The sequence below is a fragment of the uncultured Roseibium sp. genome, from assembly GCF_947499295.1.
Classification (GTDB): domain Bacteria; phylum Pseudomonadota; class Alphaproteobacteria; order Rhizobiales; family Stappiaceae; genus Roseibium.
In genome coordinates, this window is sequence record NZ_CANMNP010000012.1 from 112,342 (window position 1) to 139,041 (window position 26,700).

The following is a 26,700-nucleotide window of genomic DNA, read 5'->3' on the forward strand; positions in this document are numbered from 1 at the left end:
CCTTCAACCCAAATATTTCTATGGGAGCTCGTGCAATGGCGAACCTTCGCGGACGTTTTTTGAAAGGCGTCAGTCTCGCTGTGCTGTTCGGTATCGGAGCCGTTTCCTCCGCTCAGGCCGACTATTTCGAACGGATTAATTCCTACCCGGTCTACAAGACTTTGCCGGAGGGTGCAGACAAGGCAACGGAGACCGTTGCTGAAATCATCTACGCATCCAAAGACGGCCGTACACTTGCGTTTACAGACAGCCCGGGTGAGGCGATTGTTTTCATCAATGCAGCCAATCCGCTCAATATTCAACGGATGGCGAGGGTTGCACTGGAGGGTGAGCCAACGTCCGTCGCCATGGGTGACGGCACTGCCTATGCAGGTGTGAACACAAGTGAAGATTTCATCAATGCGTCAGGGCATCTTGCCGTGATCGCGCTCGACGGCATGGGCATTACCGCAAAATGCGATGCCAAGGGCCAACCGGACAGCGTTGCAATTTCACCGGATGGAAAGTTCGTTGCGGTTGCGATCGAAAACGAACGCGACGAAGACCTGAATGATGGTGTCATCCCTCAAATGCCTGCGGGTCATCTGGCAATCTTCGACCTTGACGAAACCGGTGCGCCAACGAACTGCGATGCGGTTCGGATCGTGGACCTGACGGGCCTTGCTGAAGTTGCTCCGACAGACCCGGAGCCGGAATTCGTGTCGATTAATGCAGACAATCAGGCCGTCGTCACGTTGCAGGAAAACAATCATCTGGCGGTGGTCGATCTGGCATCCGGCAAGGTTCTTGCGCACTTTTCTGCCGGTGCTGCTTCGGCAGAAAACATTCCCGTTGCAAAAGCCCTCATGAGCGATGCTTCCGGTAATAATGAAAATGTCGCCCGCGAACCGGACGCGGTCGCCTGGATTGACACAGAGCGTTTCGTTACTGCCAATGAGGGCGATTACGAAGGCGGTTCCCGCGGCTTCACCATTTGGAACACCAAGGGAGAAGTCCTGTTCGACAGCGGCAATCAGATGGAACATCTGGGCATGGCACATGGCCATTATCCGGCGAAACGTGCCCACAAGAAGGGCACTGAGCCGGAAGGTGTTGCAGTCGGTGTCTTCGGCGGTGAAACCCTGATTTTCGTAAACTCCGAACGCGGCAATTTTGTCGCCGTATATAAAGATACCGGCGGGGAGCCTGAGTTCGTCCAGCTGCTGCCGACGCATGTTGGTCCGGAAGGTCTTCTGGCAATCCCGAACCGTGATTTATTTGCGGTTGCCAACGAAGTTGATGAAGACGGTGTGCGGTCGCACATCTCGCTCTATCAGTTTGGCGCAGATGCGCCATCCTACCCATCCATCGTTTCCGCCAGAGATCCTGAAAAAGGAGCTCCGATCGGCTGGGGCGCACTCTCTGCTCTGGCGGCTGATCCGCAGGATGCCAACACGCTTTACGCGGTTAGCGACAGCTTTTATGACGATGCCCGCATCTACACGCTGGATATCGCAACCCAACCGGCACAGATTGTCTCCTACGTTACGGTGACGGGCTTCGTTCAGTCGCGGCTTGATCTGGAAGGTATTTCGGTTTCGAAAGACGGCGGGTTTTGGCTTGCCTCTGAGGGGCATCCTGAAAAAGACCGCCAGCACCTTTTGTTGAAAGTCAGTGCCAACGGTGCTGTTGAAGAAGAGATCACGTTGCCGCAGTCGCTGGTCGAGCAGGCCAAGCGCTTTTCTTTTGAAGGCGTTGCCGAGTTCGAGATGGACGGTCAAACGCTTGTCGCAGTTGCCGTTCAGCGGGAGTGGAACGACGACCCGGAAGGACATTCCAAGATTGCGATCTACAATCCTTCTGACAAGTCCTGGGGGTTTGTCCACTATCCGCTGGACGCGCCAAGAAGCGCTGCAGGCGGCTGGGTCGGCCTGTCAGAGATTGTCTCCCTGGAGGACGGCAAATTCGCCATTCTGGAACGTGACAACAAGGGCGGGGAGGATGCCGCCATCAAGCAGATCACAACGGTGTCTCTTGAAGGTGTTACGCCTGCCAAACATGGAGAAGAATTGCCGGTCCTGAAGAAGCAGTTCGCGGTTGACCTACTTCCGGCAATGTCGTCAAGCAAGGGGTGGATTTTGGACAAGCCCGAAGGCCTGACGATTACGGCCGATGGCCGCCTCATTCTGGTGACGGACAATGACGGCGTCGATGATGCACCGGGTGAAACACAGCTGATCGACCTGGGTCCGGCGAGCCGACTCAACTGATTGAGCCTTAAGGTCTCCCAAGACCGACCTGAGGACCCGGCGGTATTCTGACCGCCGGGTTCTTGCTTTTTAATGGCCGCCTGATCGGCTCCGCGGCCAGCAAGTCCAAAATGGAAAAATTGAGCCTGTTTCGAATTCATTGGTAATTTCGAGCTAATTTTCTTGTCATCTAGTTCCAGATGATTCGCGAGACTTCCGATGACAATCAGAAAAAGACTTTTTGTGCTGGTAATCGTTTTGACAGTGCCAATCGTCTTTTGTGCAGCCTGGATCATACTTTCCGCCTATTCGGACCTTGAACGGGACAAGGTAAAGCTGGCCAGTTTGCCGGCCCTTGAGACGGTCTGGCAGGCCGGGATCAGGCAAGGAGCCACAGAACTCCCGAGCGATGTTCTTGCCAGCTATCCGGCATGTGCGCCTGAAAAGGTGGCAGGTTCAGCTGCAAAAGCACTTTCCAATGCGCACAAAGTCATAGACTGCGTCGGTGACGAAGCGGATCTTGCCGCAAACACGGTTCAGACCACGAACTTGCTGGCCGAACTCGTGTCAGGACAATTGTCCGATCTGGTTGTGCGCACGGCTGCAGTTGTACGCAACAGCGAGAATGTTGCGAAAAAAACCGAACTCAGCCATCTGGACTCCATGTCCGTTCTGGTCGGGGCCGGTCAATTCAAGGTGCTCGCGGATCAGATCAGTGCCATTTCCAAGACAGGCCCCGGTGCGGTTGAAGAAGGCAAGGAAACTGCCTTCAGCAAGGCGGCGCAAGCCTACCGCCAGGCAAACGGCAAATTCCAGGGAGCGCTTGCAAAAGTCGCATCCAAGGTCGGGCAGGGCGCTGACGGTACGACGCTTGATCTGCAGCCGGTTCGGGACAGATATACAGCCTTCCTGAGTGCGATTGACGGTCTGCACAAGGTGAGCCATAGCCAACTTTCCGCGCAGCTCCAGTCCACGGTGAGCGACCTTTGGATGCGGATGTGGGGGGTTGCCGGTGCGCTTTGCCTGGTGTTTGTGGTTGCGTTCGGAACATCCTGGTACTTCGGCAGATCAATCCTTCAGTGCATCGAGTCTCTCAACAGTTCCATTCGAAACCTGGCCGATTCAGATGGTGTGGAGAGTGAATTGCCGTTCTCCTACGGCCATACGGAGATTTCAGATATCGCCCGCGCAGTAGGCTACTACCGGGACAAGACCATTGAATTGACCAAAGAGCGTCAGCGGCAGGAAGGTCAGGCTGCAGCGGACCGTCAGCAGCGTATCGACGAATTGATAGCTGCCTTCAAGACGCGTATGGCCGCGTTGCTGAAAGATGTCGATGAAGCCCTTGGGGATATGCAGAGCACGTCCGGCGCGCTAAAGGGCGTTGCGCAGAATGCTGATCAAAAGGCGCGGGACACTGCAGCGGCCTCTTCCGGCGCATCTGAAAATGTCGACGCGGTGGCAAGTGCTGCAGAAGAGCTTGCCAACGAAATCACTGCCATCAGTCAAAAAGCGCATGATGTGACGGAAATTGCGCAGACGGCGAACGAAAATGCGTCAGCGGCGAATTCTGAGATTGAGAGCCTTTCGGAAATCTCCAACGCTATTGGCGACATCGTTTCGATCATCAATGCGATTGCCGACCAGACCAACTTGCTTGCGCTCAATGCAACGATCGAAGCCGCGCGGGCGGGAGAGGCTGGAAAAGGGTTTGAAGTTGTCGCGGGCGAAGTCAAAACGCTGGCCGGTCAAACGGCATCCGCGACGGACCAGATCACCGAGCAGGTGTCGCTTGTCCAGCAAAGGACGGTCCGCGTTGTAGATGCGATCCAGAAGATTATCTCCGATATCGGTGACGTTACCAACCATACGACCCAGATCGCAGCGGATCTGGAAACGCGGCGGCAATCCACCGACGACATCAAAGGAAATGTTCTTCAAGCTGCAGAGCAGACACGATCCGTGGTTGAGGACATGGCCGGTGTCGAGGCTATCGCCGAACAATCAAGCGACGCCGCCGCCGATATGGGGCGCCGGACAGGTGATGTCGTCAAGCGAACCGAAGAATTGCGCGAGGAAGTGCATGCTTTCCTGGCGGAGGTTGCTGCTGCTTGATGCAAATCGACTGAGGTCCGATAGCAAGCCGTTGCGGCGGCAGTCAGTCCACGGGTCTTCTATTGCGTCTTGATCAAAAGGCCGCCTAGAGAGGCCGTGACTACTGAGCTTGCCTACCCGCAGTCAGAACGTGCAAGGCCAACAGGCCGGCATTACCGGCAGCGGCGGCGTGATGCAGGTCCTTTGGCTTCAGGTAAATCGATTGGTGGAGCCGCGTTGAAACGTAATTGGGCTGACTCTTCAGAAATTCTTGAGCTTTTTCCCAAAAAGCGATCGCCTGATTGAGCCTTTCGCCTGGAACCTCAAACACATTGATCAGCGTTACAGCAGTTTCAGGATCTGCGTCTGGATTGAAATAAACCCGTCGCGACCGCTAGCATCGTGAGATTGAGCGTTTTGCGTGAAAGGTGAACGGCCATTGGTTTCTCTATTATATAGTAAGCTATGTTTATTTACATAGTGTGCAATGTACCGTATATGCGTGGGATGGGCTTTGAAAAGGAAACGTCTGCGGGATATCTCGCCAATCATATGGCCCGGTTGTTCGCAGCCGGACTCCAACGCCGTATCAAACCTCTTGGATTGGCGCCGGGCCAGTTTCCGGCCTTGCTAGCGCTTTGGTCAAGAGAGGGAAGGACACAGAAGGAACTGGTGAGCCTTCTGGATATCGAACAGGCGACCCTTGCCAACACTCTTGCGCGGATGGAACGGGACGGGCTGATCCAGAGGAGACCGAGCGAAGATGATGGTCGTGTGCAGAAAATTTTTCTGACAGAGGCGGCCAAGGTTCTTGAGGCACCTGCCATAGAGGCCGCGTTGGCGACCAACAAGGCCGCGTTGTCAGGTTTGTCCGGCGAGGAGCAGATCCAGTTTTTGAAACTGATGCGCCGGGCGATTGCTGGATTGCAAAAGGCTGAAGACGCGCCTTCATGAGTGCTAGCCTGCTTGGCCTTTTTGGCGTTTCATTTCTTGCAGCAACCCTGCTGCCCGCACAGTCCGAGCTTGGCCTTGCCGGGTTGATTGCACTTGGTCAGGACCCTGTGCCTCTTCTTGTTTTCGCAGCAAGTCTCGGCAATACGCTGGGGTCCGTCGTCAACTGGTGGCTGGGAAGAGGCATATTGCATTTTTCGAATGCCAAATGGTTTCCTGTGAAGGCAGACAGTCTGAGCCGGGCAACCACGTGGTATCATCGTTATGGGCGATGGAGCCTGCTCCTGAGCTGGGCGCCAATCGTCGGCGACCCGCTGACCCTGGCCGCCGGAGTTCTGAAAGAACCGTTCTGGAGTTTCTTCATCCTGGTCGCGATTGCCAAGACAGCGCGCTACATCATCGTCGCCTTTTTGACCCTGCAAGCACTCTCATAATGCTCGCCCGCGCGAGAACAAAAAAGTGGCGGGTCAAAAGCCGCCGAACAAGCTAGCGAGAACAATAATCGCAACAAGCGCGACAAACGGAACGATGACTGCTGTGACGAAAATATCGAGATAGCTGTCCTTGTGAGTCAGTTTTGCAATTCCGAGCACCGTGATCACAGCACCATTGTGCGGCAAGGCATCCAAGGCGCCGGATGCAACGGAGGTCACCCGGTGCATGGCTTCAAGTGAGGTCCCAGTCGCATTGGCCATGGCGACGAATGTGCTGCCCAGAGCATCCAGGGCAATGCTCATGCCGCCCGACGCCGAACCCGTCAGTGCGGACAGCGCAGTTACAGACATGGCGACCGAAACCAGTGGATTGCCATCGCTCAGCGACATCAGGCCGTCCGTGACCTCGCCAAAGGCAGGCAGAGCGGCAATCACGCCGCCAAATCCAACAAGGCTTGCCGTATTGAAGATCGGCAGAACTGCAGCATCTGCGCCCTTGTTCAAGGTCTCTCGAATGTCTGGAAATCGGCGCAAATTGGAGAGTATCAGGAAGAGTATCGAGGCGGTGAGCGCAACCACGATAGCCCAAACGCCGCGAACCGCCTCGATCGAAGTTGCTCCGAAAAGCGGTTCGGCGAGATATGCGGTTTCCAGTCGGGGGACCACAAATTCAACGAACAGGAAATTGACCAGTACAACGATCACGATTGGGGCTATTGCCAAAAGGAAGGGCGGAAGGGTCTGGGTGTCTTGCGTTGCTTCGATTTCGTTGACGTCAAAGCCTTCATTTTGCGCTTGAGCCCGCATGACCGTGTCGGGTTCGGGCAAGCCGTCATCGTGATTTCCATAACCTTCGCCGGCGGCCAAAGCTGCACCGGCCCTGCGATTGAGCCAAAGCATGCCGAGCCCGAACATGATGACGGCCGCGATGATACCAAGGCCCGGGGCGGCGAAAGCCGTCGTACCAAAATATGGCATCGGGATCGCATTTTGAATGGCAGGCGTTCCGGGCAGGGCCGACATGGTGAACGTGAAGGCACCAAGTGCGATCGCACCGGGAATGAGGCGTTTTGGGACAGCCGCATCGCGGAACAACGCGGATGCGATCGGAAAAATGGCAAAGGCCACCACGAACAAGGAAACGCCGCCATAGGTCAGTACCGCACAGCAGATAACCACCGCGAGCATCGCGTTGCCTATTCCCAGTTTTCCGATGACCCAACGGGCGATCGATTCGGCGGCTCCGCTGTCATCCATGAGTTTGCCGAAAATGGCGCCGAGGAAAAACAAGGGGAAGAACGCCAGGATAAAGTCGGCCGTGTTGATCATAAAAATCTGGGTGAAGGCGGCAAGCGGTGACAGTCCTCCGGACAACACAACCGCAAAGACAGCCATCACCGGAGCCAGCAGCAGAAGCGTGATGCCCCTGAAGGCGAAATACATCAGCAAGCCGAGAGGCAGGAGAATACCGAGCAGCTCAATCATGACTTCTGGAAGTTCCTCTCAGTGCCAGGTTCGAGGTGAGCCGGCTGAAGGCTCTCTTCAAAGAGATCGCGCGGCCGCCAGGTGGTTTCCTTCCCTACCTTTTCGCCGTTCTGGGCGAGCCAGGTGTCTGCCGTCCGATGGCCGAGTTCATGCAGCTTCTCCAGAAAAACCCGTTCAGCATTCAGCTTGCTGGAAGCGCCGTAGTTGCACAGTTCACTTTCCGAGCCGATCATGTGCAGGTGGGCATCACGATATGCCGCCCGGTCCAGGCCTTCATGGTGGATGACCTCCCACAGGAAGCCAACTGAGCGCAATTCCTTGACCAGACTGCCGTTGAACGTGATCTCGTTGAGCCGATTTTCGATTTCAGCGGGTGTTGTTGGGACGCCGGGCCTTTCGAAGGGATTTATCTGCACCAGAATGACATCCCGCGCCTCGGTTTCGTCGATCAGCGGAAAGAGCGGCGGGTTGCCCATGTAACCACCGTCCCAATAAGCTTCGCCGTCAATCTCGACCGCCTTGAACAGGGTCGGCAGGCAAGCCGAGGCCATGACCGCATCGCAGGAAATGTCAGGTTGCCGGAAAATTTTGGGGCGTCCCGTCCGGACATTTGTGGCGCACAAGAACAGTCTTGTAGCTGAGGGCTGATTGATCACGTCAAAATCAAAACACTCAGCAACAACGTCCCGCAATGGATTGATGTCCATCGGATTGAATTGATAGGGCGAAAGCACCCTGCCAAAGATCTGCGATGCGAAATAGGACGGGGAATAGTCCAGCGTCCAACGGCCAAGGAGCTTGTCCATGACGCTTCGGCGGATCGGGCTGTAGCGGGATGTTTCGCTGACAGCGTTCCAGTAGTCCTGGAGTAGTTGTTGCGCGCGTTTCGGACCACCCTCGCACAGTCCCTGGGTCAGCGCGATCGCATTCATTGCACCTGCGCTTGTTCCGGATACGCCCTCAATCTGAAGCCAGTCTTCGTCAAGCAGGCGATCCAGCACCCCCCAGGTGAAAGCACCGTGCGACCCACCACCTTGCAAAGCTACATCGACTTTTACGGGTTTGCGTTTCACGAGAGGCACACGCCTCCTTGTTTGCCTGGTCTAACTATCCGCCAAGTTCGATTAGTAGCAAGTTTGCCCGGTGTCGTCTGCTTCTTAACGCCAATCAAGTTAAACTGCGATTGTGTGACGCATCATCGAGAAGTGAAGCAGGCGAGTGCTGAAACGTTCGCGCCCGCCTGGGTGCGGGCGCCACTATCAAAAACTCTCGATAAGGTCCCATTTGTTGCCGAACAGGTCTTCAAAAACGGCGACCTTTCCGTAAGGTTCCGTTCTGGGCTCTTCCAAAAAGATGACGCCAGCCGCCAGCATCGCCGCGTGGTCCCGGTCAAAGTCGTCGGTGTTCAAAAATAGAAACACCCTGCCGCCTGTCTGATTGCCGATGGCCTTTTGCTGATCTGGACCATCGGGCTCCGCCAGAAGTATCCGGGTTTCAGAACTCCCTTTGGGTGCAACCAGTACCCAGCGCTTTGTCTCCGTAAGTTTGGTGTCCTCTATGAGTTCAAAGCCAAGTTTTTCAGTGTAGTAGGAGATCGCCTGATCATAATTCGGGACCAAAAGCGCGAGCGTTCCGATACGTTGCTTCATTGCGTTCGACCCTATTGCGCTTTCCGGTAGACTGACACGTTCTTGAAACTTGCGACATCAACAAGGTGCACGGTCTGGGTGATGGTCAGCGTGTTGCCGTCGTCGGAGAGCTGCCGCTCGGCCTTCATGATTGTCAGTCCGCCGCGCCTGGCTTCGGAAACGAGAGTGCGGTCACCTTCGAAGACGAGGCGCATTGCGTCGACGAGCCCGCTTTTGCCGAGTTTTACTTCCGGACCGTCGGGCATCGCCTCGAAGGTATCGTTGGTGACCTCGCCTTCGGCTGAAACCTGATTCATGGTGAAACAGGCCATTCCGAAATTGTCGTCGATTTTCAGCGTTGCGCTCTTGGGCGGATCGCCCTGTTCGAAATCGCTTTCCTCGGTATCTAGGATCCAGGAGCCTAGAAAGGGTGCAAGTTTATCTTCGATCATCTGACCAACATGGGTAAAAGGAAAAACCGCCACCGGCATAGCCGCTGGCGGTTCCGCGTGCAAATTGTAAAGCCTATCAGGCGCTCAGCGCAGACAGTTCCGCAACGATGGCATCGCCCATTTCGGAGGTCGAAACCGTTGCCTGACCTTCGCCTGCAATGTCCTTCGTCCGCAAGCCTTTGTCGAGTGCAACAGCGATTGCCTTGTCCAGTTTGTCGGCTGCTTCCACTTCCTCAAAGGAATACCGCAGCGCCATGCCAAAGCTTGCGATCATTGCAATCGGGTTGGCAGCGCCTGTACCGGCGATGTCCGGAGCGGATCCGTGGACGGGTTCATAAAGTGCCTTGCGTTTGCCGGTCGCTTCGTCAGGTGCACCGAGCGAGGCAGATGGCAGCATGCCAAGCGAACCGGTCAACATCGCGGCAACGTCAGACAGCATGTCACCGAAGAGGTTGTCGGTGACGATCACATCGAACTGTTTCGGCCAGCGGACCAGCTGCATGCCACCGGCGTCGGCCAGCATATGCTCCAGTTCAACGTCCTGATAGCCGTTGCCATGGGTCTGCGTGACGACCTCGTTCCACAGAACGCCGGACTTCATGACGTTCCGCTTTTCCATTGAGGTGACTTTATTGTTCCGCGTACGGGCGAGTTCGAAGGCAACCTTCGAAATGCGCTCGATTTCATAGGTGTCGTAAACCTGAGTATCGACACCGCGCTTCTGGCCGTTGCCCAGGTCGGTAATTTCCTTCGGTTCGCCGAAGTAAACGCCGCCCGTCAGTTCCCGAACGATCAGGATATCAAGCCCTTCGATGATGTCTTTCTTCAGGGATGATGCATCGGCAAGGGCCGGGTAGCAGATTGCGGGACGCAGATTGGCAAATAGTTGCATGTCCTTGCGAAGACGCAAGAGGCCCGCTTCAGGACGGACTTCATAGGGAACGTCGTCCCATTTCGGACCGCCAACTGCTCCGAAAATGACTGCGTCGGCGGCCATGGCCTTTGCCATGTCTTCTTCGGAAATCGACTGGCCGTGAGCGTCATAGGCCGAGCCGCCGACGAGACCTTCTTCCGTCTCGAAGGACATGTCGCCGTTTTCGTTGAACCAGCTGATTACCTTTTTCACTTCCGGCATGATTTCCGGGCCAATGCCGTCACCCGGCAGAAGCAGAAGTTTTTGAGAAGCCATGGACGTTCCATCCCGCATTGTTGAAAACCGATTGCGCTGGGTTACCGTGTTGGTTCCGCTCTTTCAAGGCAAAGCCAGTTGCGAAGAACTCAATCAACGGCGTCGGAAAGGTCAATAACACCGTGATGCTGAGGGATGTGGTGCGTCCCTGACCTGCTGTCATGGCACAAATTGACTTTGTTCAAACGGCTACAAGCCGATCATCCATTCCCTGCCAGCCTGAAAGAACAGGTTCACCGCCAGTGCGGTCATCACCCATTTGAAACCGGTCTTGAACGTTTTCTCGTTCATCTTGCCGAGCAAACGAGAGCCGGCCAGCGTGCCGAGAAATCCACTGGCGATCATCAGCACTATCAGCCCGAGCCAGGGTGCAAACGCAAAGCCAAGTGCACCGAATGCCAGAACTTTGAACACATGCATCATCATCGCGGTGATCGCCTGGTTGGCGACAAACTGGTGGCGGGTCAGTTCGAGCGTCGACAGAACCGCACCGCCAATTGGTCCGGATGCTCCAAAGAACATCGACAGAAACGTGGACGCAAATCCTGCTCCTGCCATGGCGCGCTTGCGTGCCTTGCCGAATTTCGGTGCCTTGCCCCAGACAATCCAGATGACGAAACAACCAATGCCGGCTCTGAGGACCGCCGCGGGCAATTCAACAGCTATTGTGCCCCCCAGCGCTGCGCCAAGAATGGCGCCACAGGCGAACCAAATTGCGATCAGCCAGTCGACATGTTTGATCTGAACGATGGCTCGCCCGGCGTTTGAACCAAGCTGCACCATACCGTGGACCGGTACCAATGCACTTGCCGGCATGATCATCGCCATGATCGCGATGAGAGCAATGCCGCCGCCAAGACCCACGGCGGCTGTCATTGCAGATGTGAAGAAACTCACCCCGATCAGCGTGATCGTTGCAGCCAGGTGCAATTGGTCAGTCAAAATCGCGGCAAAAAAATCAGACAACTCAGGACCATCTCGTATTGGCGTAATTGACGGCTTCCCGGACGTCGAGCTTCCGCGTTGAATTGCCGCTGCGCAGGTAGAAGACCGAGGCCTTGTTTTCTTCCATATAAACCGCGCGCGGCGCCGGCCGAACGATGATCATGGCCACATCCTTTCCGCCGACGGTTGCAAAGACGGTGTGAATGTAGGGGCAGAGGTCGCCCCCCAGGTTTTTGGAAACGACGTCGTTGACCGTTCGCTCAAAAGCGTCGAGATCAGGGCTCTTGAGTGTTGCAAGGTCCTTATCAAGGCCAAGGGGTTCGCCCGCATCATTGACCCCGATCAGAAGATGCCCACCTTCAGCGTTGTAGAAACCGGCCAGCGTCTTGGCGATGACTTTCTCCAGGCCACGGTTGACGTGGTTTTCCTGCATGTCCCAGCGCAGCGAAGATTTGAACTCGACCCGGCTCGTTTCCCCTCTTTTCATCAGGTCGGGGATCAATGTGGTCTGCTCCTCTCGCAAGGACTTATAGGCCTCAGAGGTCTGCATGTAGTTCCGGCTGAATACGCCGAAGGCCAATCCGACGATTGCGCCGACAAACGTATAGGCGACGGCAACATCCAAATGCCTGGGAAGTAAAACGAGCCAGAGGCGCGCGGAGAGAAACTCCATCAGGTTGGGCGCGGTTTCAGAAAAGCGCGACAACTCCCACCAAACCACGATCAGGTTCAATGGATGGATAACCAGAACGCCAACAAAGGCGCCGAGGATCACGTAGTTTGCAATGAAAGAAAGTCTGAACGGAGAGAATGACATAGAAGGGCCTGAGAGAAAACGCCGGTCGCAACCGGCGCTTTCATATCACACTTTTTCTCAGGCCGCCGCAGGCATGGCGGTTTCCACCAACTTCACCCAGTAGGAGCAACCGACCGGAATCAGATCGTCGTTGAAGTCATATTCGGGATGGTGAAGGCCGGCACTGTCGCCGTTGCCGGCAAAAATAAATGCGCCCGGGCGTTCTTCCAGCATATAGGAAAAATCCTCGCCGCCCATCATCGGCTCGATCCGGCGGTCGACCTTGCCTTCACCGGCGATGCCTTCGGCGATGTTTGCGGCAAAGTCTGTTTGATCGTCGTGATTGGCCGTCACCGGATATCCGCGAAGGAATTCCAGCCTGGCCGTCGCGCCGAATGTTTCAGCCGTACCTTTGACAATGGCCTCCATCCGCTCTTGAGCAAGGTCACGCATTTCAGGTGTGAGTGTGCGTACGGTGCCGCGCAGGAAAACCTCCTGCGGGATCACGTTGAAGGCGTTGCCTGCCTGGAACACGGTGACGGAGACAACCACAGAATCAAGCGGATTGGCATTTCGGCTGGCAATAGTCTGCAGCACCGACACCATTTTTGAACCGACGACAATCGGGTCGATGGTCATATGAGGCTTTGCGGCATGGCCACCCTTGCCGATGATCGTGATGCGGAACTCGTCGGTAGCAGCCATGATCGGGCCCTTGCGGATCGCAAATTCTCCGACAGGCAAGCCTGGATAATTGTGCATTCCATAGACTTCGTCGATGGGCCAACGGGTCATCAGGCCATCGTCGATCATGGCTTTTGCGCCCGCGCCGCCTTCTTCCGCCGGTTGGAATATTACGACAACCGTTCCGTCAAAATTGCGGGTTTCGGCAAGGTATTTTGCGGCTCCGAGCAACATGGCCGTGTGACCGTCATGACCGCAGGCATGCATTTTGCCGGGCACCTTGGACGCGTAGTCTTTGCCGGTCGCTTCTTCAATCGGCAACGCGTCCATGTCGGCACGAAGGCCAATTGTCTTGCCTTGCCCTCCGTTGCGGCCCTTGATGACGCCAACAACGCCCGTTTTGCCCAGCCCGGTGGCCACTTCGTCGACGCCGAAACTTTCCAGAAGTTCGGCTACTTTGCCTGCGGTCCGGACGGTTTCATAAAGAATTTCCGGGTTCTCATGGATATCGCGGCGCCAGGCCGTGATTTCATCTGACAGATCCGCAAGACGATTTATGACTGGCATTTAGAACTCCTGATACGGCAGGCCGAAGGTGTTTGACACTCAAGCGGCTAACCTATCGCAAGCCGTCAAAAGGGGAAGTGGCAAAGGTGAAAATCTTTGTGTTGCCAACCGATCCGCGCAAAAGGAGCGCGCAAAGGTCCTGGGCTCAAGCTGCCTGAAACCGGAAGACCTGTGTTCGTTTTATCTCATTGTCTTCCAGCGCGCCCGTTACCGGAACAACATATGTTGCCAGTTCTTCAAGGCGTTCCTCCGGCAGATAGGATCTTCCGGGGTCGCCAATGAACACCAGCATTTCTTCTTGTGCCGCACGTTCAAGCATTGCCAGCACTTTTGTCGCCATGCGCTGGTCGTAAAAGACATCGCCACAAAAGAGTACGTCCGCATCGGGCAAGCTGGAAGCTGTGATGTCTGTGGTTTCGTGTGTCAGGGAGACACTGTTCAACGCGGCATTGAGTTTGGTCGCGGCAAGGGCAAACGGGTCGATATCCACCGAGTGGCAGCATGCGGCGCCTGCCATCATGGCGGCGATCCCGACAAGTCCGGACCCGCAGGCAAAATCGAGCACTTTCTTGCCGCGGACCAGCTCTGGCGTGTCAAGAATGTAGCGGGCAAGGCCTTGCCCCCCAGCCCATGCAAAGGCCCAGAATGGCGGGGCAAGACCAATTTCGCCAAGCTGCTCTTCCGTCTTTTGCCACAAAGCCATGGCTTCGTCGGCCAAATGAAGCCGGATCTCCTCAGCATGAGGAACCGGCTTGATCTTCGTTTCCCGCAGGATGAACGCGGCCGGATCCTCGATTGCAGCCATATCAGGCCGGCCCTTTCAATCCACCCATTTCGCAGACGAGTTTCCATTCGGCTTCCGTGACCGGCTGAACCGACAGGCGCATGGAGGTTACCAGCGACATTTTTTCGAGCCTTGGCTCGGCTTTAACCTGAGCCAGGGTCACGGGCTGGGGAATGTCGCAGACGGCTTTGAAGTCAACACATTCCCAGCGTGGATCATCTGTCGTGCTGTCTGGGTGAATTTCGCTGCAGACTTCCACGACACCGACAACTTCCTTGCCGATATTGGAATGATAGAAAAAGGCCTTGTCGCCTATCTCCATGGTTCGCATGTTGTTGCGCGCCTGGTAATTCCGAATGCCGTCCCATTCCTCACCGGCCTCACCCTTGGCTTTTTGCTGGTCCCAGGACCACTTGTCCGGCTCGGACTTGATCAGCCAGTACTGCACTTACGAAGCCTCCGGGTTTTTGATCACCCAGTTCCAGGGGCGGATTTCCACGCTCTCGAACAATCCGGCCCGGGCGTAGGGATCCTCTTCCGAAATCGCCAGCGCTTCATCGCGGTTGGCGGCTTCAATAACCACCAGCGAACCGGTCATGTTGCCTTCATCATCGGTGAACGGACCAGCGGCTTTGAGCCCATTGCCGAGAGCCTTCAGGAAACCGATATGGGCTTCTCTGTTGTCAAGGCGGGTTTGAAGTGCACCCGGTTTGTCGGTGCAGATCAGTGCATAGAGCATGTAAGGGAACCTCGAGTTGCCAATTCTTGCCAGAACCTAGGCTCGACGCTATGCAAACTCAATGCTGATATGCCGTGTGAGAGTACGGAAAACTGTTTTTCCCGTCCGATTACCCGCCGGACCTGCGGTTCGCCAATGAAGCCAGGAACGAGACTGGCAGTTCAGACAACTTCCGATTCAGGTTTCAGCGGCCTTGCCATTAGTGTGTTGAGGGCATCGTCAATGGACAAATCTTCATCGATCATTCTTGCCACTGTGTCACAGATCGGAACGTCAATGTCGTGTTTCTGACCGAGTTTGACTGCAACACGCGCCGAATAGGCGCCCTCGGCCAGTTTGCCGCCAGCGGAGATCAACTCAGAGGCCATAAAGCCTTCGCCGAGGCGCAGCCCAAAGGAGAAATTGCGCGACTGGCTGGACGAGCAGGTGAGTACCAGGTCGCCAAGACCGGAGAGACCGGTCAGTGTTTCAGATTGTGCACCCATTGCGGTCCCGAGACGGCTGAGTTCGGCAAATCCGCGCGCGGTCAGGGCAGCTTGAGCACTTGCGCCAAGTTTCCGACCGACAACCGCGCCGCAGGCAATGGCCAGGACATTTTTCAGGGCACCCCCGATCTGGGCACCGAGAATGTCGATCGACGCATAGGGACGGAAACAGGGCGATTGCATTGATTCGCAAAGGTTCAGAGCCGTTTTGGTCGAGCTTGCGGCGACGGTGACCGCCGTTGGCAGGCCGCGCGCGACATCGTCAGCAAAACTCGGACCCGACAGCACTGCAGCTTCGGCACCCGGCAATTCTTCGCTCAGGACTTTTGACAGAAGCTTGCCGGAAGTCTGCTCAATACCCTTTGCACAGAGAACGACGGGCCCCTGCGTCCTGCCGGTTTCCTTGAGCGCTGCCAACATCGCACGGGTCGTCTGTGCCGGTGTGACCAGCAGTAAAGCGTCTGCACCGGCAACCTCTTCCAGTGAAGTGGTCGCGTTCAGGTCTTCGTCGAAGGTAATGCCGGGCAAATATCGGCTGTTTTGCCTGCGTGACCGGATATCGGAAACTATGCCCGGATCGCGCGCCCACAAGCGCACATCGCTGCCGGAGCGGGCTGCCGTGAGGGCCAGGGCGGTTCCCCATGCGCCACCGCCGATGACACCAATGGTCTTAATGGCGCCCATTGCTCTGCCTTTCCATGCGCGTCCGTAGTGTTTCAAGCTGCGCTCCAAAACCTTGAAAGAACCGGGTTTCGGCGGGCGCATCTTCGGCAAACAAATCGAGCCAGAACAAGCGAAACCGGATCGGCGGTCCGCCTGTGCTCGGGCTCATTTCATAGTGTTCCCACTCCACCGCCGGCTTTTGCAGAATACGGCCGTGGAAATGTCGCCGCCGATGCAGTCCGTCGAGACAATTGGGAACACCTTCGAAGATATGGTCCTGGTCGGCGAACGATTCGAACGCGATATCCAATGAAAGTCCTGTCTCTTCAACGAATTCGCGTCTCGCGCCCTGCAAATAGCTTTCGCCTGGATCGAGTGTGCCTCCTGGTACTTGCAGGTCCGGGTTGGGGTGGTCTGGTTCGATAAACACCAGAAGCTCCGGCCCACAGGTCAGATAGACATAAGCCTTGTGGTAGATCTGCATGACCAGGTTCTCCGGATCCAAAAAAGGCTCAGGCTGCGTCTTGTAGCGGTGCTAAACGCTTGCGAAGCAACGCGAGCGGAGTGCCGAATGCTGCAAAAAAGGCCTCTTCGTTCATTGCTTCGGGACCAAAGAGATCAATCCAGAAAAAACGGTAACAAATCGGATCTCCTCCGCTGCTTGGAAACATCTCGTAATGTTCCCAATTCTCCTTGGGCCGCTTTGGAATCGTGACATGATAGTTGCGGCGAATGTGGCGGCCCTTCAACGGGCGGTCCGGCGGTGCAAGATATTGGCCGACCTTTGGCAAGGTTTCAAAAGGCAGGTCCTGATCAGAAAAATGATCAAAGGCTACGTCAAGCGTCAGGCCGGTTTCCTCGGCAAATTCGCGCATGGCTCCCTTTAAGAAGCTCTCACCGGGATCCACGGTGCCACCTGGAACCTGCAGGCCGAGATACGGCGTGTCAGGTTCGTTGAAGACCAAAAGGTCCGTGCCGCAGGTCAGGTAAACATAGGCCTTGTGGTAGACGCGCATTCAAATGGGATCCATATTGCAGAGCTGAAGTTTCCTATCAGGCTCGGGCGACATTCCAAAGAATTAGTTTCAGCAGAAACTCATCAATTCCCGTTCCGGCAAAAGCTCAGGGTAGCCCCCGCCGCCAAGGCTTCAGACCTTGGCGCCTTTTTTGCCCGCACCAAGAACGCCGGCGTTGGCGCTGTCCAAGGGCCAGCGCGGACGGGGTGAAAGCGCCATGTCGTCAACGGGACCGAGTTGCAGGCGTTCAAGGCCTGCCCAGGCAATCATCGCCGCATTGTCCGTGCAAAGCGACATGGGTGGAGCCACGAAACGGGCATTTGAAGCTTGGGCTGCCGAAAGCAGACTTTCGCGAATTTCCTGATTTGCGGCGACTCCGCCGGCAACCACAATGACCGGTTCGGCATCCGGGTGTTTCTCGCCGAAAAGCTCCAGAGCCGACTTGGTTCGGGCCGCAAGAACGTCGGAAACGGAACGCTGAAATGCCGCACAAAGGTCGGCGACTGTCTGGTCATCGACCGGCTCCAGTTTCTTGGCCTGTGTGCGAAGCGCGGTTTTTAATCCCGCAAAAGACATATCGAGCCCTGGTCGGTCGAGCAGGGGGCGCGGCAATCTGAAACGGGTGACGTCGCCTTTTTCAGCCATTTTTTCAACGTGAGGCCCTCCCGGGTATGGAAGGCCGAGCAGCTTGGCGGTCTTGTCGAAAGCTTCGCCAATTGCATCGTCGATGGTGGTGCCAAGCCGTTCATAGTCGCCAACACCGCGAACCAGCAGAAACTGGCTATGGCCGCCTGACACCAGGAGCAGCAGGAATGGAAAATCCAGATTGTCGGTCAAACGGGCGGTGAGTGCGTGCCCTTCCAGATGGTTGACGCCAACCAGAGGTTTGCCGGCCGCCATGGCAATCGCCTTTGCGGTCATGAAACCGACAATGACACCGCCGATCAGACCAGGGCCAGCTGTTGCCGCAACTGCGTCGATGTCATCCCAGTCACATCCGGCCTGTTGCATTGCCTCATCGATGATCCGGTCAAGTATGTCGATATGCGCGCGTGCTGCAATTTCGGGCACGACGCCACCGAAAGCGGTGTGTTCGTCAATCTGCGAGCGGATCGTGTTGGAGAGGATTTTTCTGTCTTCGGGGCCTGTCACGACCGCCGCGGCTGTTTCGTCGCAGCTGGTTTCGATTCCCAGAACGGTTAGAGTGGTCCTATTGTTGTTTTTCTTGACTGAAGTCATTGGTTTTTCAGCTGTGGCCTGTGATAGGTCATTCGATCAGACAAAATAGCGTGCCCGGCGACAGACTGCCGGGCGTAACATCTGGACGGTAAATCTTGCAAACAAATCCTTTGCGCATTGGAACCCGGGGAAGCGCGTTGGCGTTGGCGCAGGCACATGAGACCCGTGAAAGGCTCATGGTGGCACATGGCCTTGGTGAAGATGCTTTCGAGATCGTTGTGATCAAGACTTCGGGCGACAAGATACAACACAGACCGCTTTCGGAAGTGGGCGGCAAGGGCCTCTTTACCAAGGAGATCGAAGAAGCCCTGCTTGACGGACGGATCGATATTGCCGTGCACTCTTCCAAGGATATGCCGACGGTGCTGCCTGATGGTCTCGCCTTGACGGCATTCCTGCCGCGCGAAGATGTGCGCGATGCGTTTTTGTCGCCAAAGGCCAAGACACTCACCGAACTTCCACATGGAGCCGTGGTCGGATCAAGTTCCTTGCGCCGTCAGGCCATGATCAAGCGGTTGCGGCCGGACCTGGAAGTGGTGATGTATCGCGGCAATCTGCAGACGCGTTTGCGCAAACTGGCCGAAGGCGAAGTTGATGCGACACTGCTTGCAGCGGCCGGTTTGAGACGGCTTGGGCTTGAGAACGAGATCACCAGTTTGCTTGGAACGGACGAATTTCTGCCTGCTGTCGGACAGGGGGCGATCTGCATCGAAAGCCGCGAGAAAGATGAGGCAACGCTTGCCATGCTGGCAGCGATCCATGACCAGGAAACGCAATATCGTCTGGATGCTGAACGTGCCTTCCTGGCCGTTCTTGACGGGTCCTGCCGGACACCGATTGGCGGCCTTGCCTCGATTGCCGACGGTGTCATGAATTTCAAAGGGGTTGTGCTGAAACCGGATGGTTCTGAAATGCATGAGGCCACCAACGAAGGCAATGTGTCCGATGCCGTTGAAATCGGCCGCACAGCCGGGGAGGCACTGAAAGCCAAGATGGGTCCCGGTTTTCTGGCGGATCACTAACAGGGCAATGCGGTTTCTGGTGACACGCCCTCAACCGGATTGCAGGCGAACCGCAGACAAATTGCAGGCTGCAGGACATGTTGCCGACGAAGCGCCGCTTCTGGAGTTTCGGTCATGTCCACCTGCTTCGTTTGGTTTGCAGGCGACCTCTGCTCTTGCAGTAACAAGCCGGCGTGCGGTTACGGTTCTTGCCAGACACACAGAAATTGAACTGCTGCGCAAGCTGCCTGTGTTTGCTGTGGGGGAGGCAACCGCCGGAGCTTGCCGTTCTGCCGGTTTTGAACACGTCTTCACCGCTGGTGGAAATCTCAAAGGACTGTCGCAACTGATTTGCGATCACAAGGCGGAAATTTCCGGTGGGCAACTGCTCTACCCGGCTGCCGCCGACCGGTCGGGTGATCTCGTCGGATTGCTGGCAAAGGTCGATATCCAGTGCCGTCTTTCAGTTGTCTATTCCATGGAACCGGCGAAGAATTTCCCGGCCGAAGCGCTCAGTGCCGTCCAGCAGGGGATCACGGATCGCGTTCTCATATTTTCGAGGCGAACTGCAGAAGTGCTGCGGGACCTGATCGGATCAGGAGAACTTGAACACATTTTTTCCAGTTTGCCGGTTTACGCCATTTCGCAACAGGCTGCGGAGCCGATATCAAGGATCATGAGGGTGCATGTCGCAGACGCACCAAATGAAAAAGCCCTGCTGGATCTGGCGTTAGCGGAGTGTTAACCAGATCCGGGAGAGTCGTTCTTTTGCAGCGCGCAAAAGACTTTGGCGCAGCGGTACCGCTTCGCAAAGAGGTGTGTATAGTGAAGATCTTGGAACCGATTGGGTTCAGGAGGAAACGAGATGGCGACGGACAAGAAATCTTCTGACGGGACATCCTCTTCTGGCGGAAGTGGGTCCAAAGGTGAAGGCGCTTCCGGGGATAAGGGCGCTGCCAAATCCTCGTCAGGGAGCGCAAGTGCATCCTCCGCAAGTTCGAAGCGTCCGGTGACCATTGATTTGAAGGCCGAAAAGGTGGATGCCAAATCCGCTGGAAGCACGGCTACACCGCCGAAAACCGGCGCTGCGAGTAGCACACCGACAACGGGCTCCAAGACAGGTGGCAGCGGACCGTCTGGCGCGGCGCCTTCTGCGGCTAAATACGCATCCTCAGCATCATCTGGTGCTGGATCCAAGGGAACGAAACAAGGCAGTTCCGCGACAGGATCTCCTTACAGCTCGCCCAAAAGCAGCGCGGCGTCCGCGAGCACGTCTTCGTCAAGCTCGTCTTCCAAGTCTTCGACGAGTTCAACAGCTTCGAAACCGTCCGCGCCTGCCAGCGGTACGTCCACCGGATCGAGCCGCACCGGCGCTTCGGCCAGTTCATCACCGGCAACCGGTTCCACCACATTTTCAAATCCACCAGCGGCAGAAGACCGCGGTGGTGTCGGCGCCTTCGGTGTTCTGATTGCTGCCGTCATCGGCGGCATCATCGTGCTCGGCGGTGGATTTGGTCTTCATCAGGCCGGCATCTTGAAGTTAACACCCGAGCAGGATCAGCAGGTTGCCGGCGCACTTTCGGCAGCGGAAAGCAAGATCGCGGATCTGGAAGAGAAGCTCGGCGAGATAACGTCGAGCGCCGCCAATTCCGATGCAGGCGGAGCCCTGTCAGCTCTTGAGGGCAAGGTTGCCGCGCTTGAAAGCAAACTTGAGGATGCAGTGTCCGCAACATCCAGTGACGCCGGGTCAGCAGTCGAAGCGCTCAAGCAGGAGCTTGAGAGCCTGAAAAGCGATGTTGCATCTGTAAGTGCAGCTGGCGGAGGTGGAGCGGCGGTTGATCTGACGCCGTTGCAGGATCGTGTGTCTGCATTGGAAAATTCCCCCAGTGGTTCGTCTTCCGTTGACGTAAAGCCACTTGAAGACCGTCTTGAGAAACTGGAAGCAGCAACAACCTCTTCATCGTCCGAAGCTGAGAAGCTCTCCGGATCGGTGTCCGGTCTGGACAAGCAATTGGGTGAATTGAAGACGACGCTTGGTGAATTGCAGACCCAGCTGGACAACACTGCGGCGACAGCCAAGGCTGCTCAAACCGCCGTCTCCACATCCGACGTCTCCCTGAAGACCCTTGCCGACAGCCAGGCGCGCGCGACGGAAACGCTTTCGAGCCTTTCGGAGGACATCAAGTCGGTCGGCAGTGCAAACAATTCGGCAGTGGAAACCATCCGTTCCGAACTGGAATCAATGTCCAAACGCCTTGCCGCGGTTGAAGCCACTATGGGAGATGCCACGGCTCGCGAAGTTGCCGCGCGTGCGCTTTCCGTTTCGGCGTTGAAATCAGCCGTGGATTCCGGTCGCCCATATGAAACCGAACTGGCAGCAGTAAAGGCTGGCCTGCCGTCGGATATCGATCTGAATGCACTTGAGGCGCATGCGTCCGCTGGTGTTGAACCAGTGGCAGTTCTCATAGCTCAGTTTCCACCTGTTTCTCAAAAGATTTACCAGACTTTTGCCGAGCCGGATCGTTCGGGCGATGTGATTGACAATCTCTTGTCCAGCGCCAGATCGATCGTCAGTGTTCGCGGTCTTGGCGATGGAGATGGGAGTGGGCCAGAGGCTGCGTTGCACAGGATGGATACTGCGGTTAGCCAAGGCGATCTGAAAGCGGCAATCGCTGCATATCAAGAGCTTCCTGCCGATGCTCAGTCCTTGGCTGCAACGTGGGTAGCGCGGGCACAAGCCCGTGTTGAAGTCGACGACCTGACCAACAAAGCCTCAGAGGAAGTGCTCAATGCGCTTGCCAATAAAGAAAGCTGATCGGCAGCTGCGGCTCGCCGGGAAAAACGATACACGACCGGTTTCGACCGATAATCCTCGGGAGCGACTTTCATGATCCGGGTCCTCGGCTTTTTCATCATTGTGTTTCTCGTCGCATTGGGCTTTGCGTGGCTCGCGGATGTGCCGGGAATGGTTTCCATCCAGTGGACAAGCCCGGACCCTCAAAGGGTTCCGATCGTTTGGCAACAAACACCGGCAGTTGCCGCCGTCGTGGTGGGTGTGCTTCTGGCAATCTTCCTTCTTGCAGTCTGGATCATTCGCGTGATCCTGAAGTCGCCTGTCATTGCGAGCCGCTTTTTTCAGCGCAGGCGCAAGGACAAGGGCTATAGCGCATTGTCGCAAGGCTTGATTGCGCTTGGCACCGGCAACGCGAAACAGGCACGCCGTTTCGGCGTCGATGCCGACAAATTGCTTTCCGAGGAACCGGCCACAAAGCTCTTGCTCGCCCAAACCGCACAATTGGCCGGCAAGGACGACGAGGCGCGGCAGCGGTTCGAAGCCATGTTGGACGATCCGTCAACAAAAGCTCTTGGGCTGCACGGGCTCTTCGTGGAAGCCGAGCGCCACAGGGAGCCGATAGCAGCACGCCACTATGCCGAGGAAGCCGCGAAGACCTCACCCGGCCTGGAGTGGGCCGGCAAGGCGGTGCTCGGATATCAGGCCGTTGCCCACCATTGGGATGAAGCTCTGAAGACTCTGGAGCGTAATTACGCTGCGAAGTTGATGGACAAGAAGACCTATCGGCGTCAGCGTGCCGTTATCCTGACGGCGCTTGCCCAGAAACTCGAGGACGGCGAACCAGAACGGGCATTTTCGTTGGCCAAGGAAGCGCATGGACTGGCGCTGGATCTCGTGCCGGCCTCGGTTCTGACATCACGTCTTGCGACGCGCCGGGGGGATATCCGCAAGGCCTCCAAGGTTCTGGAGGCGACCTGGCGCCTGTTCCCGCACCCTGATCTTGCCGAGACCTATGCCCATGTGCGCACGGGGGACTCAGCCGTAGATCGGCTCAAACGTGTGAAGGCGCTTTCAGCACAACGTGCCAACACGCCCGAGGGCGCCATGGCAATTGCCAGGGCTGCGATGGAAGCACGCGAGTTCGACGAAGCCCGCAAACAGCTGAAGAAAGCTCTCCAGAGCGAACCGACCCGCAAGGCCTTTCTGGCCATGGCGGAACTTGAAGAGACCGAAAGCGGCGACAAAGGGCGCATGCGCGACTGGCTGGCGCGCGCCGTGAATGCGCCGATGGACAAAGCCTGGGTCGCCGACGGCATTGTTTCCGCCGACTGGCAGGCCGTCTCGCCGGTTACCGGACGGCTGGACGCATTCGAATGGAGCACGACCGGAAGCCTGGCTGAAGCAGCAGCCGATGTTCTAGAGGACAGCCTGTTCGAGGCGCTGGCATTGGCACCGGCGGCGTCGATGGCAGACCCTGAACCTGCCTCGCCTATAAAGCCAGTTGAAATGGTTTCAGAACCGGCCGCGGTGGACCTTGAAGCTGAGCCTGTTTCGAAAGACAGTCAGGTTTCTGCTGCACCCGTGCAGGCAGAGAATAGTGCGGCAACTCCGGCAGATGTTTCATCCATTGAAGAAGCAAAAACCGGAAAACAGGGCTACGAAGGCACGACAGACGATGTCAAATACAGCCCCTCATTGAAGGACCTCCCTGAGGCGTCTGCCTCTGCGGCAGCACCCGTACCTCCTGCAGCCAAACCTGATGCTCCCAAGGCCTCGGAAAAGCCCGAAGACAAAGTGGTTGTTGGTGCGGCAGACGACAACAAGAAGGATGTCGAGGCCAAAGCCGATGCCGCTGAGGAGACTGAAAAGCCCAAAGCTGATGCCGCTGAGCCAGAACCGGACAAGGAAGACCTCAATCGGCCAATCGAGTTTCCGTTGTCCAGAATGCCGGATGATCCCGGTCCCGATGATGATGACGACGACAAAAAGGCGGCCAAGACCACGCGACCCCGGTTTTTCAACTAAATTCCGGGCTCGCTGATCAATCGCCTGATATGTCTGTTGGCCTCAGTTTTCTTTCGGCAGACGTCGCTTGTCGGGAAGATGTGATGATCCGGAAAAGAGCTGGTTTTAGGCTCTTGCATATGACGCCAAGCTCCGGTAATTAGCGGCCCACCCGAGGCAATCGGGTGTGATCGCGCAATGCGCGCAGCTTGTTGGTTGCAAGCAAGTGCTGCTGTAGCTCAGTTGGTAGAGCACGTCATTCGTAATGATGGGGTCGGGGGTTCGAGTCCCTTCAGCAGCACCAGATTTCCACATGTCCTGTCCGAAGAAATCGGTGACGGTCTGTGCCGGAGACACGAGCCCTGAGCTCGAGCTGAACAATATGTCGATAATTGTCAAAGAGATGCGCCTGCAAAGGTCAAGAAACTGTGCGCCGAGGAGCGTGTCTTGCATGTTGCCGGTGCGACGGGCAGTATCGAGTATGATTTATTGCCGGGAAAGACGCTGGTACCGACTGTTGTTGTTCGCCCTTGGTCTTGTTTGCTTGCTTGGCAAGGCCCCGGCAAGTGCTTCCGATGACCTCACACTTTATATGTACTACCTCCCGCATCGTCTGACGGAAGACAGCGGAAGACAATACGATCGTTTCCTGGAGGTTCTGTTCGAGCGAACGGGATTGATGACCGAACGGAAGTCGGCTCCTTTGCTGCGTGCCAGCAACCTGTTCAGACAGGACAAACTGTCCTGCATCTTTCCGTCAAACATTCGGGCACTCAAATTGGGTGCGGCAGCGTCAAAGTTCGGAACGTCCGACACGGTCGATGTCGTCTCGCTGCGGCTCTATACGGCAAAGCGACAAGAAGCTGGAGCAGCGCTTACCGACTTTCGGCCTGAACGTGTTGGCTATATTCGTGGTTCAGGTGCGGTGCATTTTCTGGGAGAGAATGCCGATCAATATGTCCCGATCGCCTCTGAAGAACAGTTGATCAGGATGCTGGAACTGGATCGCATCGACGCTTTTCTGGGCCACCATCCCGATACAGCCCTCGCTTTGGAAGACCTTGACAGGCCGGATGCGTTGCATGTCAGTCCTGTCGCGCCGGACACGTTGAGATTTCCCATTACGTTCGTTTGCCACGACAGCGCGGCCAGCAGAACTTTTTTGAAGACAGTCAATTCGGAGATTGCGCGAATGCACGCGTCCGGGGTGACGCGCGACATTTTTGGAAAACACGCAGAATTTGAACAGCCTGACGAACACACGGAAGATGTTCCGCTAACTGAGTGAACAGTGCGTGCGGCAACCAAGGGTATGTTCAGCCTTTGTAATAATTGAGTTTTTGTAGGGCAAATTGAAGAAGTTTTCTCGGTAAGCAGGAAAAGTTCTATATTTATCAATCCGCTCCTCTAGTGACGTCGTGTATTCATTTAGTATATCTTAGGTTGTAATTAATGCTTAGGATTGAGTAACTGAAAATATACAATTGTTCAGCTATTTTAATTGTCAAATTCGACAAGTCCGCAGGGTGCGGATTACTGATCATGCAAAGGTAATAGACATTGCTTCACAAAATGATCCGCATTTTGGTCGCTGATGCCAGCTCTATTGCCCGTGATGTGGTTAATGATGGCATCAACGTTCACCGATCAAAGCGGTATATCGAGATCGACATCGTCAACAACGGGCGGGCTGCACTTGACGTTCTCAGACAAAAGCAGATCGACCTTGCTTTCATCGATGTCAATCTGCCTGGTCTGCGCGGACCGGAGGTGGTTGCTTCGATAAAGGGTACGAAGTCCGACAAATGTCTCGTTGTCGCCATGTCCAGCAGCCTGGACGAGCAGGACGAAGTCAGCTTAAGGCAAAACGGTGCTTATCACTTTCTGAAAAAGCCATTTCATCAGGACGACGTGTCCAGCATTGTTGCGACACAAATCAAGATGGGGACCGCCTGTCCGATCCTTATCGTCGATGATTCGGCGACGATGCGGAAAATGACGCGCAAGATCCTGGAAGGTAGCCGTTTCAGCTTCGACATTTCAGAAGCAGACGGTGCTCAGTCCGCGATCAAAGCGATGAGATCCGGCAAATTTAAATTGGTGCTGACGGATTTTCATATGCCGGGCGCCGACGGACTTGAGCTTGCCGGATCAATTCGCGATCTGTCCAGCAAAGTCGGCGTCTATATGATGTCGACCAACGAAACGTCTTATCTGCAAAGATCTGCGGCCTTCGTCGGCATTTCCGGCTTCTTGAAGAAGCCGTTCACAGCTGAAGATATTGACAGTGTCATGCATCGTTTCTTGCAAATCGACATACCAAAATTTGGAAAGTCGCGTGGAATGTTCAGTTTCGACGAACCTGAGATGAAGGCGTCCTGACGCCTTCTCTTGTAAGCAATCTGCTGAAATCAAAAGACATTTATTGAATTTGGAATGGCGGTGTTTACCTGTTCCTGCGATTGGTTTTGGATAGCTTTTCCTGATTGTTGATTTGGAAACCAACTATTGATTCAATAGAA

At 55.9% G+C, this 26,700-nt stretch carries 26 protein-coding genes and 1 tRNA gene; 11 read left to right on the plus strand and 16 right to left on the minus strand.

Features of this window, described 5'->3' with window-relative positions:
* The first annotated feature begins 35 nt into the window (after positions 1-35).
* The 4 genes from Q0835_RS18500 to Q0835_RS18515 all read left to right on the plus strand — a co-directional run bounded on the left by Q0835_RS18500 (position 36) and on the right by Q0835_RS18515 (position 5,707).
* Positions 36-2,249, plus strand: a complete 2,214-nt coding sequence (locus Q0835_RS18500; RefSeq protein ID WP_298963669.1) for an esterase-like activity of phytase family protein — start codon at positions 36-38, stop codon at positions 2,247-2,249.
* 198 nt (positions 2,250-2,447) lie between these two features.
* Positions 2,448-4,343 carry a methyl-accepting chemotaxis protein gene (locus Q0835_RS18505; RefSeq protein ID WP_298963671.1) on the plus strand — a complete coding sequence of 632 codons (1,896 nt, stop codon included), beginning with the start codon at positions 2,448-2,450 and terminating at the stop codon, positions 4,341-4,343.
* 486 nt (positions 4,344-4,829) lie between these two features.
* On the plus strand, positions 4,830-5,276 hold the full coding sequence (locus Q0835_RS18510; RefSeq protein WP_298963733.1) for a MarR family transcriptional regulator: 447 nt from the start codon (positions 4,830-4,832) through the stop codon (positions 5,274-5,276).
* Positions 5,273-5,707, plus strand: a complete 435-nt coding sequence (locus tag Q0835_RS18515; RefSeq protein WP_298963673.1) for a YqaA family protein — start codon at positions 5,273-5,275, stop codon at positions 5,705-5,707. Before Q0835_RS18510 ends, Q0835_RS18515 begins: the two co-directional genes overlap by 4 nt.
* Positions 5,708-5,740: 33 nt before the next feature.
* Here the strand turns inward: Q0835_RS18515 and Q0835_RS18520 are convergent, their stop codons facing one another.
* The 15 genes from Q0835_RS18520 to tsaD form a co-directional block, all read right to left on the minus strand.
* On the minus strand, positions 5,741-7,192 hold the full coding sequence (locus Q0835_RS18520; protein WP_366142359.1) for a GntP family permease: 1,452 nt from the start codon (positions 7,190-7,192) through the stop codon (positions 5,741-5,743).
* A complete protein-coding gene (locus Q0835_RS18525) occupies positions 7,189-8,265 on the minus strand; it encodes a patatin-like phospholipase family protein (protein WP_298963674.1) in 1,077 nt (358 codons plus the stop codon). Before Q0835_RS18525 ends, Q0835_RS18520 begins: the two co-directional genes overlap by 4 nt.
* 186 nt (positions 8,266-8,451) lie before the next feature.
* Positions 8,452-8,841, minus strand: coding sequence for a VOC family protein (locus Q0835_RS18530; RefSeq protein WP_298817213.1), 390 nt, complete (start codon positions 8,839-8,841; stop codon positions 8,452-8,454).
* A gap of 11 nt (positions 8,842-8,852) precedes the next feature.
* The gene (locus tag Q0835_RS18535; protein ID WP_298817211.1) at positions 8,853-9,305 is read right to left on the minus strand and encodes a hypothetical protein; all 453 of its coding nucleotides are present in this window, start codon (positions 9,303-9,305) and stop codon (positions 8,853-8,855) included.
* Between the two features lie 43 nt (positions 9,306-9,348).
* Positions 9,349-10,461, minus strand: coding sequence for a 3-isopropylmalate dehydrogenase (gene leuB, locus Q0835_RS18540; protein ID WP_298963676.1), 1,113 nt, complete (start codon positions 10,459-10,461; stop codon positions 9,349-9,351).
* 189 nt (positions 10,462-10,650) lie between these two features.
* Entirely contained in the window at positions 10,651-11,427 is a 777-nt protein-coding gene (locus Q0835_RS18545; RefSeq protein WP_298963678.1) for a sulfite exporter TauE/SafE family protein, read from the minus strand.
* A gap of 1 nt (position 11,428) precedes the next feature.
* Complete coding sequence (locus Q0835_RS18550) at positions 11,429-12,223, minus strand: ATP-binding protein (protein WP_298817207.1); 795 nt, start codon at positions 12,221-12,223, stop codon at positions 11,429-11,431.
* A 57-nt stretch (positions 12,224-12,280) separates the two neighbouring features.
* Positions 12,281-13,453 carry a M20 aminoacylase family protein gene (locus tag Q0835_RS18555; protein ID WP_298817205.1) on the minus strand — a complete coding sequence of 391 codons (1,173 nt, stop codon included), beginning with the start codon at positions 13,451-13,453 and terminating at the stop codon, positions 12,281-12,283.
* Positions 13,454-13,598: 145 nt separating this feature from the next.
* Complete coding sequence (locus tag Q0835_RS18560; RefSeq protein ID WP_298963679.1) at positions 13,599-14,258, minus strand: methyltransferase; 660 nt, start codon at positions 14,256-14,258, stop codon at positions 13,599-13,601.
* Position 14,259: 1 nt separating this feature from the next.
* A complete protein-coding gene (locus Q0835_RS18565) occupies positions 14,260-14,685 on the minus strand; it encodes an EVE domain-containing protein (RefSeq protein ID WP_298963680.1) in 426 nt (141 codons plus the stop codon).
* Positions 14,686-14,976, minus strand: coding sequence for a YciI family protein (locus Q0835_RS18570; protein ID WP_152499673.1), 291 nt, complete (start codon positions 14,974-14,976; stop codon positions 14,686-14,688).
* 161 nt (positions 14,977-15,137) lie between these two features.
* Positions 15,138-16,145: an NAD(P)H-dependent glycerol-3-phosphate dehydrogenase gene (locus Q0835_RS18575; protein ID WP_298817198.1), complete on the minus strand. Its 1,008-nt coding sequence runs from the start codon at positions 16,143-16,145 to the stop codon at positions 15,138-15,140.
* Positions 16,132-16,608: an NUDIX domain-containing protein gene (locus tag Q0835_RS18580; protein WP_298817196.1), complete on the minus strand. Its 477-nt coding sequence runs from the start codon at positions 16,606-16,608 to the stop codon at positions 16,132-16,134. Before Q0835_RS18580 ends, Q0835_RS18575 begins: the two co-directional genes overlap by 14 nt.
* Before the next feature lie 28 nt (positions 16,609-16,636).
* Complete coding sequence (locus tag Q0835_RS18585) at positions 16,637-17,140, minus strand: NUDIX domain-containing protein (RefSeq protein WP_298963681.1); 504 nt, start codon at positions 17,138-17,140, stop codon at positions 16,637-16,639.
* A 132-nt stretch (positions 17,141-17,272) separates the two neighbouring features.
* Positions 17,273-18,379, minus strand: coding sequence for a tRNA (adenosine(37)-N6)-threonylcarbamoyltransferase complex transferase subunit TsaD (gene tsaD, locus Q0835_RS18590; RefSeq protein ID WP_298963682.1), 1,107 nt, complete (start codon positions 18,377-18,379; stop codon positions 17,273-17,275).
* A 95-nt stretch (positions 18,380-18,474) separates the two neighbouring features.
* Between tsaD and hemC the strand changes: the two genes are divergently transcribed.
* Together hemC and Q0835_RS18600 are read left to right on the plus strand one after the other, a co-directional pair.
* A complete protein-coding gene (gene hemC / locus Q0835_RS18595; protein ID WP_298963683.1) occupies positions 18,475-19,401 on the plus strand; it encodes a hydroxymethylbilane synthase in 927 nt (308 codons plus the stop codon).
* A 19-nt stretch (positions 19,402-19,420) separates the two neighbouring features.
* Positions 19,421-20,125 (plus strand): uroporphyrinogen-III synthase, encoded by a 705-nt coding sequence (locus Q0835_RS18600; RefSeq protein WP_298963685.1) that lies wholly within the window; start codon positions 19,421-19,423, stop codon positions 20,123-20,125.
* 488 nt (positions 20,126-20,613) lie between these two features.
* Here the strand turns inward: Q0835_RS18600 and Q0835_RS18605 are convergent, their stop codons facing one another.
* Entirely contained in the window at positions 20,614-20,862 is a 249-nt protein-coding gene (locus tag Q0835_RS18605) for a hypothetical protein (protein ID WP_298963687.1), read from the minus strand.
* A gap of 13 nt (positions 20,863-20,875) precedes the next feature.
* Between Q0835_RS18605 and Q0835_RS18610 the strand changes: the two genes are divergently transcribed.
* The 5 genes from Q0835_RS18610 to Q0835_RS18630 all read left to right on the plus strand — a co-directional run bounded on the left by Q0835_RS18610 (position 20,876) and on the right by Q0835_RS18630 (position 26,560).
* Positions 20,876-22,195 (plus strand): hypothetical protein, encoded by a 1,320-nt coding sequence (locus Q0835_RS18610; RefSeq protein WP_298963688.1) that lies wholly within the window; start codon positions 20,876-20,878, stop codon positions 22,193-22,195.
* Positions 22,196-22,267: 72 nt separating this feature from the next.
* The gene (locus tag Q0835_RS18615) at positions 22,268-24,199 is read left to right on the plus strand and encodes a heme biosynthesis HemY N-terminal domain-containing protein (RefSeq protein ID WP_298963690.1); all 1,932 of its coding nucleotides are present in this window, start codon (positions 22,268-22,270) and stop codon (positions 24,197-24,199) included.
* Positions 24,200-24,406: 207 nt separating this feature from the next.
* A tRNA-Thr gene (locus tag Q0835_RS18620) sits at positions 24,407-24,482 on the plus strand.
* A gap of 177 nt (positions 24,483-24,659) precedes the next feature.
* Entirely contained in the window at positions 24,660-25,466 is an 807-nt protein-coding gene (locus Q0835_RS18625) for a transporter substrate-binding domain-containing protein (protein WP_298963691.1), read from the plus strand.
* Positions 25,467-25,750: 284 nt separating this feature from the next.
* Positions 25,751-26,560 carry a response regulator gene (locus tag Q0835_RS18630; RefSeq protein ID WP_298817178.1) on the plus strand — a complete coding sequence of 270 codons (810 nt, stop codon included), beginning with the start codon at positions 25,751-25,753 and terminating at the stop codon, positions 26,558-26,560.
* Positions 26,561-26,700: the final 140 nt, after the last annotated feature.